The 14526-nt window shown below is 68.3% G+C and carries 7 protein-coding genes; 5 read left to right on the forward strand and 2 right to left on the reverse strand.

Annotated features, from left to right (window positions below):
• Positions 1-469: 469 nt before the first annotated feature.
• Positions 470-1807: a nucleotide sugar dehydrogenase gene (locus tag VGN58_RS02250; RefSeq protein ID WP_327481206.1), complete on the forward strand. Its 1338-nt coding sequence runs from the start codon at positions 470-472 to the stop codon at positions 1805-1807.
• Between the two features lie 61 nt (positions 1808-1868).
• On the opposite strand, the gene VGN58_RS02255 is transcribed toward VGN58_RS02250, so the two are convergent.
• Positions 1869-2660, reverse strand: coding sequence for a hypothetical protein (locus VGN58_RS02255; protein ID WP_327481208.1), 792 nt, complete (start codon positions 2658-2660; stop codon positions 1869-1871).
• 774 nt (positions 2661-3434) lie between these two features.
• Between VGN58_RS02255 and VGN58_RS02260 the strand changes: the two genes are divergently transcribed.
• Positions 3435-5471: a prealbumin-like fold domain-containing protein gene (locus tag VGN58_RS02260; protein ID WP_327481210.1), complete on the forward strand. Its 2037-nt coding sequence runs from the start codon at positions 3435-3437 to the stop codon at positions 5469-5471.
• 643 nt (positions 5472-6114) lie between these two features.
• Positions 6115-8838, forward strand: a complete 2724-nt coding sequence (locus tag VGN58_RS02265; protein ID WP_327481212.1) for a prealbumin-like fold domain-containing protein — start codon at positions 6115-6117, stop codon at positions 8836-8838.
• A 299-nt stretch (positions 8839-9137) separates the two neighbouring features.
• Here the strand turns inward: VGN58_RS02265 and VGN58_RS02270 are convergent, their stop codons facing one another.
• Positions 9138-9524, reverse strand: coding sequence for a DUF6165 family protein (locus VGN58_RS02270; RefSeq protein ID WP_327481214.1), 387 nt, complete (start codon positions 9522-9524; stop codon positions 9138-9140).
• A 416-nt stretch (positions 9525-9940) separates the two neighbouring features.
• On the opposite strand from VGN58_RS02270, the gene VGN58_RS02275 reads away from it, so the two are divergent.
• Both VGN58_RS02275 and VGN58_RS02280 read left to right on the forward strand, forming a co-directional pair.
• Positions 9941-12808, forward strand: a complete 2868-nt coding sequence (locus VGN58_RS02275; protein WP_327481216.1) for a protein kinase domain-containing protein — start codon at positions 9941-9943, stop codon at positions 12806-12808.
• 431 nt (positions 12809-13239) lie between these two features.
• Complete coding sequence (locus tag VGN58_RS02280; protein WP_327482036.1) at positions 13240-14526, forward strand: glycoside hydrolase family 2 TIM barrel-domain containing protein; 1287 nt, start codon at positions 13240-13242, stop codon at positions 14524-14526.

Genomic DNA, 14526 nt, shown 5'->3' on the forward strand with positions numbered 1-14526 from the left:
CTCCAGTCGCAACGTGCAGCCGGTGCCGGCATGGCATCTGTGGCGTGGCATGGTCCTGGCGCCACGACGTATCCCCGTGGATACGTTCCGTCTCCATGCCGCGTGCGGTTGCGTGCGCGACGGCGGCGGAGCGGTACGAAGGGCGGCAGCCGCAGCGGCGCCGACGACGGGACCACTGTACGCCTTGTCTCCCTGCCGTCTGTCTGGTGTGAGTTCACTTTTCCAGGGGCGGCAGGATCGGATCGCGGCCCACGAATGTGCCGTCTTTCCGGACGGTGACCTTCCGCCAAATGCGTCCCAGATTGGCACCACCCAAGTTCCGCTGGTCGAACGTGAGGAGGACATCATGCAACGCCGCGACTCTCCGCCCCTCCGGTCGAGATCCGATCGGCCCGTTGCGCCCGGATACGACGACGCTTGCACGGGCGATCTGCCGATGGTGGATGCATCGCCCGCCGCGCACGCGTGCATGGCCGCCTGCATCGGGCACCAGGAGGGTCCGCCGACGGCCGGCGATGCCAGCCTGCTGGACCACGTGGCCGTGGCGGTGGTCGGGCTTGGGTACGTGGGCCTGCGGTTGGCGGTGGCGATGGCGGAGAGATTCCCCACCGTCGGCTTCGACGTGGATGAAACGCGGCTGTCGACACTGCGCAACGGCATCGACTGTACCGGCGAGGTGGCGCCGGAGGTGTTGGCGCGCAGCAGGCTGTCGCTGCACGCCGAGACGACGGCGTTGGCCGAAAGCAACTTCTTCATCGTGGCGGTGCCGACGCCGCTCACGCCGGCCGGCAAGCCGGATCTGGCGATACTGGAGCAGGCCTGCGCGACGATCGGGGCGGTGATGCCGCGGGGTGCGACGGTGGTGATCGAGTCCACCGTGTATCCGGGTACCACCGAGAAGATCTGCGGACCGGCGCTGGAAAACGCCAGCGGGCTGCGGTGCGGCGTGGACTTCCAGCTCGCCTACAGCCCGGAGCGGCTCAATCCGGGCGACGTGCGCCGCGGGTTCGCCTCCATCGTCAAGCTGGTCGCGGCGCAGGACCGGCGCACGCTGGACCTGGTAGCCGCGGTGTACGGCGCGGTGGTCGGCGCCGGCGTGCACCCGGTCGATTCCATCAAGGTGGCCGAGGCGGCCAAGCTGCTGGAGAACACCCAGCGCGACGTCAACATCGCGCTGATCAACGAGATGGCGCAAATCTGCGGCCTGCTCGGCATCCGCGTCGCCGACGTGCTGCGCGCAGCGGCCAGCAAATGGAACTTCCTGCCGTTCTCGCCCGGCATGGTGGGGGGCCACTGCGTGGGCATCGATCCCTACTACCTGGCCGCCGCGGCGCAGGAGAGGGGGTACCACCCCCGGCTGATCGCCGCTGCACGCCAGGTCAACGAAGGCATGCCGGCGTACATCGCCAGCCGCATCGTGCTGGCGATGGCCGCGCAGGAGATCCGCATCCGCGGCGCGCGCGTCGGCCTGCTGGGCATCACCTTCAAGGAAGGCGTGCCGGACATCCGCAACTCCAAGACGGTGGAACTGGCGCAGGCGCTTGCCATCTATGGCATCCAGGCGCACATCGCCGACCCGCGCGCCGACGTCTACGAAAGCCGCGCGGCGTTCGGAATCGAACTGGAAGACGAGACCGACTGGGGCGACCTGGACGTGCTGGTGCTGGCGGTGCCGCACGCCGAATTCATGACGCGCATCTACGACCAGGCCGAACAGTCGCTGCGACCGCACGGCATGTTCGTGGATCTGAAGGGGATGGTGGATCCGGCGTTGCTGCCGGAGGACCTGTTCTACATGGCGCTCTAGGGGAGACGCACGCCGGTGGACGCAGGGTGGGTCCGCCGGCGTTCGTCGCTGGCGTCGCGGCTCAGGGCGTCACGCCATCAGGCGCATCCAGCATCAGTTCAAGCGCCGTGCGGAGGTCGCATGCGCTCTCGTCGCCGTTGTCGGGCCGCTGGCGCAGGGCGTCGCGGAGCATGCGCAGCGCTGCCGTGTCGAGGTCGCCATGCAGCACCAATGCAAGCACCGCGCCGCTACGCAGGTGCGGCAGCAGGCCGGTGACGAAGGCGATGCCATGGCGCGAAGCCAGCGCCCGCAGCGCGCGTCGCTGCAACCACAGGTCGATGGCGCTGAACGGCGAGGTGGTGTCGGGCGAGGACAGGGCCAGCAGGGTCAGGCGCTCGTCGTCCGGTGCGTACAGCACCAGCGTGTCCAGTGCCCGCGATACGTACGGCAGGCGTTCGTGCAGCATCGCGTCGTCCCAGCGCGCACCGGGGCGGTCGGGCAGGTGCAGCCAGCCGCCCAGGTAGGCATCCAGTTCCGTCAGGGCATCCTGCAGGGCCGCCGGCCCGGCGGCCATCGTCGGCAGGTCCGTGCGGGCGCGCCAGGCCTGCACGCGGTCACGCATCGGCGCGGGCAGCAGGTCGTGCGGCAGTTCGCCCTGTCCCCCATGCGCCGCGTCCGTCCAGGTGCGGCACATCACCACGAGGGGAGCTATGGGATCGTTCTGCGCCGCTTCCAGCCAGGCCGGCTGGCGCCAATGGCGCATCTCCTGCAGGTGGATCGTCGACAGCAGCGGGTCAGGAGACGGCGTCGCCTCCGCCTGCAGCGCGCGCACGCGCTCGGCGAGCGCCGCGCGCTCGGTGCAGTGGCCGCACATCAGGCAAGGTTCCTTGATTCCATCCCCCTGCCTGTTCGTGGTCGCCACGGCATGCAGGACGCGGCTGCGTCCACTGTCAGTCGATCATCATCCCGCCGGTCCGATCCAGGCTCTCCACCCCGCAGCGGGCTCGCCTGGCCAGACCGTCGCCAGGACCAGGTGCGTTCGCCGTACTCGCGCTGGCACGCTGCAGCAGGCGGCTTCCGACATGTGCGCGCATGGGTCTGGGACAACGTGTTCCGCCGGCCGCTGGCCGCCGGCCGCCGGTCGATCGTGAAGGGTGGGTGCGGGCGCGAAGGATGCGGAGGGTCGGGAGGGCGTTCGCAGTCAGGGTTCCGGCCGTGAACTGGCGATCCCCGATGGCGTCGTCCTTGTCCCGATCTGTCGGGCTCAGGCGCCGCCTGCCTTGCAGAGGCTGCGGCCTTTCCCCGAGGCGGGGCTGCCCCCCGCGCCCCGACATCCGGCGCGGGCCAGTCAACCATGGCGCTTGCCGCGTGATCCTGCTCCTTCTCCCATATCCTGAACGTTAGTGAAGATGGGAGGGGGTGCCCATGTCCTGCCAGCGGCTTCCCTTCCGAAGAAGTTCGTTCAAGGTCGAACAGCAGTGTCTGTCGTTCTGCTGCCTGGCGCCTGGCGCACGAGGGCGACGCCGGGCGAGCGGGCGGAGGGCAGGCGCAGCGCCAACGACGTGATGAACGGTCCGGCCTGACGGAACTCCGCGCCAGCGCGGGTTCGCAGCCCCCAATTTGCGCGCGATTGAGGATGGTTGAGGCAATGAACAACACGATAGTCAAGGCAATGGTCGGACTCATCTTGATTGGGGGCGGGGTGGTGCAGGCCCAGGCACAGGTGTGCCCCGCCGACACCTATCGCACCTTCTCGGCGCTGTCCGGACAGTCGGGCTTGAGCCAGAACCTGATCAACAACAGCAATACCTACGTCGGTGCGTCGCGGCTTCGGGTCAGTAATACGGCAACGGGCGGCGCCAGCTTCGACAACAACACCATCGACGCCCAGCACTACCCAGGCACGAGCACAATTCCCAGCGAGCCGGGTATCCGCATCGGGCAGAACAACACGAGCCCCAGTTCGGTACTGGTGACGGACATGGAGTTCCGGGACCCGGCCGATCTGACCGTGTGGCGGCCGGTCAGCAATCTCTCGCTCCGGCTGCACGACATCGATGCCGGCGACAACGTCACGGTCAATGCCTACGACCAGAACGGCAACCTGATCACGCTGACGTCGGCCAACTATTCGTTCGATAGCAGCAACGGCGCACCGTACGTGTCCTACGCCGGAGGCAACCGCTTCACCGCGCCCTCTGGCGATTCGCCGAACAACCAGCGACGCGGCACCGTCAATCTGACGTTCAATGGCCTGCAGATACGGCGTATCGAGTTCCGTTACTACGACACCACCAGCAGCGGGACCTACACCATTGCCGAACTCAGGGGGTGCAGCGTGCCGATCACCCTCTCCAAGGTCACGCAGCCGATCGCTGGCGGCCCGTTCGGCTTCGCGCTGACCAATACGACGCAGACCACCGCCACGGTGACCACCACCAGCGCTGGTAGCCCGACCCAGGTGGATGGTGATGCCTTGGCAGGCGTGCAGCCGTTCACGGTCGCCGCACCCGGCGGCCAGGTCACCATCACCGAGAACGCGTTGCCGAATGGCTGGAGCCTGGTCGATGCGACCTGCACCAACGCCAGCGGCGCCACCGTAGGCACCCGCAACAATGCGACCTATACGCTGCCGCCCGCGAGTACGGTCGCCGGCGAAGCGCTGTGGTGCACCTTCACCAATTCGCGCACGACGCTGCGCCTGCAGAAAGCACTCCCGGCCGGGCGCGCGCAGGCGACCGACCAGTTCACGCTCTCCATCGCCGGCACCGGCGCGCCGGCGGCCGTGACCACCACCGGCAGCGACACCACGGCGGCAGGCGTGGTGACCCATGCGACGGCCACTGCGAACAGCGCCTATACCCTGTCCGAAACCGCCGCCGGCGGTGCCGTACTTGCCAACTACGCCACGACCTACGCCTGTACCAATACGCGTCCAGGAGGGCAGACGCCATCCGGAACCGGCACATCCTTCGCCATCGTGCCGGCGGCGGGTGACGATCTGACCTGCACATTCATCAACACGAAGCGGCCCCGCGTGACCGTGCGCAAGATCAGCGTGAACGGCACGGACAGCTTCTCCTTCAGCGGCACCAATGGTGTCGCCAGCCAGACGCTGGTCACTGCAACGTCGGGGGTGCCCGTGGCCGGCGCTCCGCAGGTGTTGAGCGCCGCCAGCACCGTCACCACGATCACCGAGGGCGCACCGCCGGCCAACTACCGGTTGACCGACATCGCCTGCACGGGTCTTCCCCCGGGCGGCAACGCTGCGGTGAATCTGGCGGCCCGCCAGGTGGTCCTGGATGCTGCGGCAACCACAGCGGGTGCCGACGTGGTCTGCACGTTCACCAATACCCTGTTCCGTGCGGACGTGCGGGTATCCAAAACGGCGACTCCGACCTCTGCGCAGAGCGGTGCTACGGTCACCTACACCATCACGGTGAACAACGATGGTCCCGTGGCGGCCGATGGCACGCTCCTGACGGATGTACCGGGAGCCGGGCTGGACTGCATCGCTCCGTCGTCGACGTTCACCTGCACGGCCACCGGCGGTGCTGCGTGCCCGGCTGTCACGGTTCCTGTCACCACGCTGCTCGGTACCGGCATGCTGATTCCCAGCTTGCCGGTGGGCGGCCAGGTAACGGCCACGCTGCTGTGCAGGGCTACCGCGACGGGCTTCCCCTGAGGCGTCGTCCCGTCAGTCCGCTCTGTCCGGCACGCCAGGCGGTCTTGGGCGGCAGCACGAGCGCCGCTGGGTCCGCTATCTGTTCGACATCGCCGTTTGTCAGCGCACCCAGCTGCCGGGTTCGCCGGGCGCCACCGCGAACGATGGCGCCGACTTTCCGGTAGTGCCCGTCATGTTCGCGTCATCGGGTCATTGGGCGACAGCCCGTCCGTAAGGTGACCGCACCAGGGAGACGCCAGGGCGTGGAACTCGCTCGGCAGTGGCGTGCTTCGTCGACGACGCATTGATGTGGGCTGAGGGTGCTGCACGCATCGCCCACGTTGCACTCGCCCTTCGGCGCGCTGTCGCATTCGTTTGCGACCGACACCGCCCCATAACTGTGCATCGTGTTGAGGTTCGGCACATCCGCCGAGAAGACGCGCCGGAACGCGTCCGGCGCCGCCCCGTCGGGCCGATCCGAGGGGTAGTCCGTATCCGCAGGCAGCGACCACACGATGGCGCAGGTTCTCGCCGTGCCCGCATGCGGGACACATTCTGCGGGACACCCAACCGCGCTGCTTGCCGCCACGGTGGCGAGCGCTTGGGATCCGCGCGGCGTTCGGCATCTCCTCAATGCAGGAGGTGCTTTTCGGAGAGCTGGCCTGTGAGCAAGCGCATGAAGGCATCGCGATGGATTATCGGGGTTGCGGCCACAGCGGCCTGCTGTGCCGCCTCCGTCGCGCAAGCGCAGACGTGCGCGGTGGGCGGCAAGAATGCATGGGCGGCCTATGCCAGCCAGGGGCCCAGCCAGACGGTCACCAGCGACAATTTCGTCTTCGTGGGCACGGCTCGCCTGATACTCACTCAGCAGGCGGTCGGTGCGTCGATCAGCGCGGATCAGATAGACGACGAACATGTTCCAGGCGACATCGGTGTCAGGATCGCGCACAGCGGCAGCGCGAGTTCACCCAGCAATTACATCGAATCCACCTATGCGTTCCGCAGCCCCTCCAACCCATTCACCCCATTTTGGGTGGATGGCCTGAGCTTCCGCCTGCATGACGTGGACGCAGGCGACAACATCATCGTCAATGCTTACGACCAGAACGGTACCCTGATCGCAATCACCAGTTCGATGTACAGCTTCGCCCCGTCCCCGGTCGTCAGCTACGCGGGCGGCAACCGGTTCACCGCTCCGACCGGCGACATCGGCGATCTGCGCGGCACCGTGTACCTGAATTTCGCCGGTTATCGCGTGTCTCAGGTCGTATTGCGGTACTACGACACCAGCGGCTCGGGCAGCTACACGGCGGCCGGCTGGACGGTCTGCAATCCCTCGCTGACCGTCTTCAAGACCACGGTCGGCCAGGCGGGTGGACCGTTCGGCTTCACCCTGACCAACACCACCCGGAATACCGGCAGCATCGTGTCGACCTCTGCCGCAGGTACGCCCGAACAGGTGGACGGCTCGGTGTCGGCGGGAATCCAGCCCTTCGCCATCGTGACGGCGAATTCGCCCGTCAGTCTCAGCGAAAATACGCCGCTGCCCGTGGGCTGGACCTACACGAGTACCAGTTGCCGCAATGCGGCCGGGAGTGTGGTGGGGTCGGCAACCGCTACGGGGGTGAGTATCCCGGGTACCGCCACGCGTGACGGCGCTGCCATCACGTGTACCTTCATCAATACGGCGGCACCGCGGCTCACGCTGTCCAAGACATGGGTGAACGCCGCTCCCGGTGATGCGGTGACCGTAGCGGTGAGCGGTACGCCGGCTCCCATCGTGAGCGCACCGCTGACATCGGTCGCCGATGCTCCCAATGAGACCGATGCTGCGACCGCCTCCTACGTCGTGGCTGCGGGCAATACCTACACCATCAGTGAGGTCTTCGATGTGGGTGCGGCGGACGCATACGGCAAGGCCTTGGTCTGCACGGGAAACACCGGCGCCGATGCCGCAATCACTTATTCACCGGGCGCGGCCAGCGGCACGGTGACGATCGGGCAGGCCGCGACCAACATCAACTGCACCTTCACCAACACGCGGCAGGCCGTGATCAGGCTGCGGAAGACACTTCCGCAGGGGCGTCGCAATGCGTCGGATCAGTTCATCCTGTCGATGAGCGGTCCAGGCGCGCCGGGAGCCGTCACCACCGCCGGTACCGGCAGTAACGCCGCAGGGACGCTTGTCCACACCACCGCCACGGTCGGCGCGACCTACACGCTGACCGAAGCAGGAGCCGGCAGTACCGTGCTGTCCCACTACAGCCCGCGCTGGACCTGCACCAACGCGCGCGCAGGAGGACAGACGCCCAGTGGCACCGGCAGCGGCTTCTCCATCACCCCCGCCAGCGGCGACGACCTGACCTGTACCTTCATCAACGACCGGGCTCCCGTCATCCTGCTGGACAAGTACCTGCCGTACGGACGCTTGGCGGCCGGCGACCAGTTCACGCTCAGCGCATCGGGTCCGGGGGCGCCCGGATCGGTGACCACTACCGGCACCAGCACCACCCCGGTGCAGTCACTGACCATCGAGGCGACGGCGGGTGCCGCCTACACGCTGGCGGAGACGGCGGCTGGCACGGCCACGCTGGCGGGCTACCGCTCGAGCTATGCGTGCACCAACGTGTTCGCCGGCGGGCAGGAACCCAGCGGCTTCGGCAGCAGCTTCACCCTGGTGCCGGTGGCGGGCGATGACCTGCACTGCACCTTCGCCAACGAGCCGCGTCCCCGGCTGACGCTGCGTGCGCTCAGCCAGGGAGGAACGGGCAGCTTCACCTTCAGCGGCGGCAACGGGTTCGACGCCGAAACGCTGGTCACCAACACGGCTGGCGTCGCGGTCAGTGGCGCGACGCAGTTCCTCGATGAGTTCAACGTGTCCACCACCATCACGGCGGGTGGCACGCCGGCGGGGTTCGTGCTTTCGGACATCGCCTGCGCGGGACTGCCATCGGGTGGCACCGCTACGCCCAGTCTTCCGGCGCGTACGCTGGTGTTGGATGCCGGCGCCATGGCGCCTGGCGCGAACGTCGTGTGCACCTTCACCTACCGGCGGCTGGCCGCTGATGTGACGCTGTCGAAGACGGCCTCAGCCGGGACCGTCGTGTCTGGTGGCGACGTGACCTTCAGCCTGGTGTTGCGGAACAACGGGCCGGACGCGGCGGACAATGCCGTGCTGCATGACGACTGGACCACCCAGCCGGGGCTGGATTGCGGCGCTGGACCGGCTACCTGTGCAGTGTCGGGCACGGCCGGCACCCAGTGTCCGGCCCCTGCCAGCGTCACGCCTGCCGCACTGCGGACGGGCCTGACCATTCCCGCGTTGCCCAGCGGAGGCGTGGTGACGCTGGCGCTGACCTGCCAGGTCACCGCCACGGGCACGCCCTGAGCGGTCTACACGCTGCATGCCGTCGCGGCACCGTACATCGGGTCCGCAGCCGGTCGCCCGCGTCGCGGTGCGGTCCATGGGAACGACGTCCCGTTGGTGCTGCGTGCCTGTACGACGGGTTGCGCGCAACGACAGCCGCTGGCGCATCCTGTTGGCAAGACACCATGCCCGATCAATCAAGCGTCGGATGGGACGAGTTGAGGAAGATGTTACGTGTCGCTCCGCCATTACCGGTACAGGCGTCCGGCGCTGGACCATCCCCATATCCGTCGGTGCCCGACACCATGCGAGCGTGACGATCAGGCCTGGTACTGCTTCTCTTCGATGAAGCGCGAACCGGCCAGCCGGTTGATGGCGTTCTTCACCGTGATGCGCTCGCCGTTGCGCTGGGCGACCGCGCGGGCGAGGGTGACGAATTCGTCGTCGAAGGTCTGCGCCGCCTCCTTCGCGCGCAGCGCATCCTGCACGTCCCACATGCGCTCGTTGATCGCGCGCAGGTCCTGCTTCATCGCGACCAGTTCCGTCTGCGCGGCCGCCAGCGGTTCCCACAGCGCGCGCAGGCCGTCGAGTTCGACCTGCACGTGCGCGCGCTTGCCGGCGTCAGCGATACGCTCGGCCTTGATCTCGAGGATGGTCAGCTTGTCGGCCAGTTCGCCGATGGAAACGGGGATCAGGATGGTGTTCATGCCGGCATTCTAGACCCGCTCGATACCGGTGAGGGTGAGGACATGGCGTGCGTGTGTGGCGCGGCAACGTCCGAATGCTGGGGAATGACACTGCCTACGCGCCGCTGGCACTCGATAGCGATACCTGCGCCGTTGCGATCGGGAGGCCGACGCATGGCACCGTCCGATCCCGGTGTACGGGGCGCGGCGCGCCATGGCCGGATGATCCGCGCTCAGCAAGCCGCCTATCTCCCTTCCGAGCCGCGGCGGCCGCGCACAGTTGATGGCATCTGCAGCGAGCATGACAATACCGGGCTTCGCTACCCGGCGCGCCGGAGCAGACCTCTCGCCATGCGTCCCGCCCCTGTGTGCCGCCCCTTCCCGCGCCGGAATGCGCCATTCCACGGCAGAAGAGCGCACCCGTTGACGGAGCGAGCATGACCCCCGCCCTCGCACGCGCCCTGGCGCTGTTCGACGACATGGTTTCGCTGGCGCCGGATGCGCGCGCGCAGGCCATGGCGTTGCTGGCGCAGGAAGCCCCGGCCGTGCACGCCGCCCTCGTGCGGCTGCTGGCGACCGACGATGAACTGACGAGCGGCGAGGTCTTGGAGTATGCGTTCGACGGGTTGACGCATGTGTTGTTCGACGGCGGGGGACCGGGCGGCAGCGGGGTCCCGCAACTCGGCCGGCGCCTGGGACCTTGGCGGCTCGATGCCTTGATCGATGTCGGGGGCATGGGTGCGGTCTACGAAGCCTGGCGCGACGACGGCCACTACCGGCAGCGCGTGGCTGTGAAATGCATGCGCCAGGAACTCTCGTCGCCCCGCTTGGTGGAAAGCTTCCTGCGCGAGCGGGAGACGCTGGCCGCGTTGGAGCATCCTGGGATCGCCGCGTTGATCGACGGCGGTATCGATGCAGGAGGGCGTCCCTGGTTCGCAATGCGCTACGTCGACGGCGTGCCGATCGACCAGTGGTGCGAGCGCGAATACGCTAGCGTGGAGCAGCGCGTGGACCTGCTGGTGCAGGCCTGCGATGCCTTGGCCTATGCCCACGCGCGCATGGTCCTGCACCAGGACATCAAGCCGGCCAATCTGCTGGTGTCGCCGGATGCCCGCGTCCATCTGCTGGACTTCGGCCTGACGGCCTCGCTGGCGACCGACACGCTGGCGCCGCGCGTGGCGATCTCCGAGGGCTACGCGCCCCCGGAGGCCTTGAGCGGCGAGCGACCGACAGTGGCCTCGGACGTGTGGTCGCTGGGTATGGTGATGTACCGGCTGCTGTGCGACCGGCTGCCGACCGTGGCATCGTCCCGGTGGTGGTCGGATGTGGACCTCGCGCCCCCCACCGAACCCATGTCACGCATGGCGGCACAGATGCCCACGCATGTCGCGGCGACGCGGGGTGGCCGCGACGGACAAGCGCTGGCGCGCCGTCTGGCCGGCGACCTGGACGCGATCGCCTTGCGCTGCATCGCGCTCGATCCCTCGGAGCGCTACGCCTCCATGACGGACCTGCGCAGCGACTTGGAGGCCTGGCGGCTCAAGCGTCCGGTACAAGCGCGGCAGGGTGGTATCGCCTATCGCGTCCGGCGCTTCGTCGCACGGCATCGCATCGCAACGGCGCTTGCCAGCGTGATCCTGCTGGCGCTGGTCGTCTCCGGGAGTCTCGCCCTCTGGCAGGCCGAGCGCAACGCACGCGAGGCCGCGGCCACGCTCGCGCTGTCCGAGGTATTCGAGCAGACGCTGGGCACGGCCACCCTGTCGGGACTGGGCGACACCACCCTGTCTTCGCGGGACCTGCTGCAGGACACCGAGCGGCGCGTACGGGCCATCGCCGGGGACCGGTCCCCAGCCGTGCTGTCGCGCGGGCTGGGGATCCTGGCCCGCAACTACATCGTGCTGGGCGACTACCCACGCGCCACCGCGCTGGCGCGGGAAGCGGCGGCGCTGGGAAAGGGCGACGCGATCGCCGGGGTACAGCACCAGGCCACGCTGGCATCGCTGCTGAACCTGCAGAGCAGGCATACCGAAGCGCATCGCGTGGCGGCGCAGGCATTGATGTCGCTTCCCGACGACGAAGTGCCGGTCCGACTGCAACTGATGACGGAAATCGCCCGCAGCGAGTGGGACGAACTGGAGCGCACGCAGGCCTGGAGGACGCTCGACCGGGCGATGCTGCTCGCGCAGCGGTCAGGCGACCGGGTGGCGCTTGCGGAACTCCACCGGCAGCGTGGCGCATGGCATGCGCGCTTGCGCCACTTCCGCCAGGCCGAACACGATCTGAAGCAGTCCATCGCGCTTGCCGGCGTCGCCGCCCCGCTGGTCGCCAACGAAGCGCGCCACGTTCTGGCAGGCATGCTGCTGCTGGAAGAACGGGCCGTCGAAGCAGTAGAGGTGGCGGAGACCCAACTGATGGAAGCGCGCAAGCGGCTCGGCGGGTCGCACCCCCTGGTGGGTCGAGCGGGGTGGCGCCTGGCGAATGCGCAGTGCGTCAACGCGCAACTGGAAGCCTGCGCCGTGTCCATCGCGCGCGCGGAGGCAATCGTGCGCGATGCCCTCGGCGAATCCCATCCGGATTATGCGGACGTGCTGCGCGTGCGTTCACTGCTTGGGTCGTTGCGGCAGACCGACCCTGGCGCGAACATTGCACTGTTGCGGCGCGCGGAGGCGATCATGCGCGCGGCGTATCCGCGCGGGAACGAGAACGTCCAGAAGATGCAGAGCGATCTGGGCAGGCGTCTGGTGCTGACGCGCACCGCGGACCCGCGGGAGCGTGCCCGTAATCTCGATGAGGCCATCGCCTTGCTGGAAGAGCCGCTGGCGCGCCCGAGCGTTACCGGCGTACCGCTCCGGCCCTCGCACCGATCGGCGCTGGTGCAGGCGCTGATGATGCGCGACGCACCGGGCGATCGGGCGCGCGCGCGCCGCGTACTCACTGAGAACCGGCGAGCGATGGCGCCGTATCCGCAGGGCTACAGCTACCGCTTCAGCGACCGGATACGCGACGCGCAACTGCGGTTCCGCGAAGGCGATGCCGCGGGGGCGGACGCGTTGCTGGTCGCCCTGTTGCCCGAGCTGGAGCGGTACCAAGCGGTCACCTACAACCGCTTCTTTCTGCGCGATGCGTGGCTCGCGCGCGCCGAGATCGCGGCCGGTCGCGGAGATGCGGCGCAGGCTCGCGCGTGCCTGGAACAGGCGCTGCGGCATATGAAAACGGCGTTCGGCGAGCGGCATCCAGCGACGCAGCGCCTGGGCAGAGAGATCGCCGCGTTCGACCGCACCGGAAAGCTGCCCGCCTCGTCCTGAGCGCGTGGCGCGTCTAGTGGGTGCCGGCGAGCCCACGTGACGACTGCCCGCCAGCGCCCGCGACGTGATGACGAGATGCATCGGCTCAGGCTGAGTTGTTTCCTGCAGGAGCGAGCTCATGATCCCGGCCGCCTGCAACGATGTCATCCTGCGACTCGATCACTTGGACACCGCGTTACAAGGGCCGGTCGGCGAAAGAGCGGCATCCTGCGCGATACGCTGGACTGGCTGGCCGACGATCCTTCCGGGATCGTCGCCCGTGCGCTGTATCACCGCGAGCGCCATCAAGTGGGGCAATCCGTCTGCATGCCGCAGGGCCCTCGCGCGTGACGCGGCGCGTCATTCGGCTCTGCGCGTGCGTGGCATGATGCTGCGCCCTGTTCCGCACCTCAGGAGGTCGCGTGCGCATCCTTTCCTCCGTCTCGTCGATCATGCTGCTGTGCGCCGCGCTCGCCTCTCCCGCGCAGGCGGCACAGACTGTCCCGATGGCACGCTCCCACGTCCGCATCGTGCAGCAGGACGGTGCGTACGTGATGCTCGTCGATGGGCAGCCGTTCCGGGTGAAGGGCGCCGGCATGAGCGGCGAGCGGCAGGAAGCGCTGGCCACCCGCGGCGGCAATTCCTTCCGCACGTGGCGCACCGGCATGGACGCGACCAGGGTGCGCGCGATGCTCGACCGCGCGCAGCGCAACGGGCTGAAGGTGGCGATGGGCATCGAGGTGGGCAACGAGCGCCACGGCTTCGATTACGACGATGCGGCGGCGGTGACGGCCCAGCTCGCACGCATCCGCGCCGAGGTGAACCTCTACAAGGACCATCCCGCCGTGCTGATGTGGGTGGTCGGCAACGAACTGAACCTGCACTACTGCAACCCGAAGGTGTGGAATGCCGTGGGCGGCATCGCCGACATGATCCATGCCGAAGACCCGAACCATCCGGTGATGACCACGCTGGCGGGTTTCGACAGGAAGCTCATCGACCTGCTGAAGGCGCGGGCGCCGTCGCTGGATCTGATCGGCATCCAGCTGTACGGCGACCTCGGCGCGTTGCCGGAGAAACTGGCGGACAGCGGATGGACGGGCCCGTATGTCGTTACCGAATGGGGCCCGACCGGGCACTGGGAAAGTCCGCTGACCGCATGGAAGGCGCCGATCGAGGACGATGCCTCGCGCAAGGCGGCGCTGTTGCAGCAGCGCTACGAACAGGTGATCGCGGCGGACACGAAACAGGGGCTGGGTTCGTACGTGTTCCTGTGGGGCGACAAGCAGGAGCGCACGCCCACGTGGTACGGCCTGTTCCTGCCCAGCGGCGAGAGCACGCCGTCGGTGGATGCCATGCAGTACGTCTGGACCGGCGCTTGGCCGGCGAACCGTGCGCCGTCGGTCCAGCCGCTGCGGCTGGACGGTCGCGTGGCGATCGACAGTATCGTGCTGGCGCCCGGCGTGTCGTATGCGGCGCAGGTGGAGGCCCGCGATCCCGAGGGCTATCCGCTGCGCTATCGCTGGACCGTACTGCACGAAAGCACGGCGACCAGCATCGGCGGCGACCGCGAGGATGTGCCGCCCGAGGTCCCGCTGGCGATGCAGGACGACGGCAACGGCCGCATGACCTTCACCGCGCCGACGAGGCCGGGCGACTACCGGCTGTTCGTCGAAGTCCACGACGGCCACGGTCACGCGGCCTACGCCAACCTGCCGTTCCGGGTGGCGCCACGCTGA

This window comes from Pseudoxanthomonas sp. (genome assembly GCF_035999195.1).
Lineage (GTDB): Bacteria > Pseudomonadota > Gammaproteobacteria > Xanthomonadales > Xanthomonadaceae > Pseudoxanthomonas_A.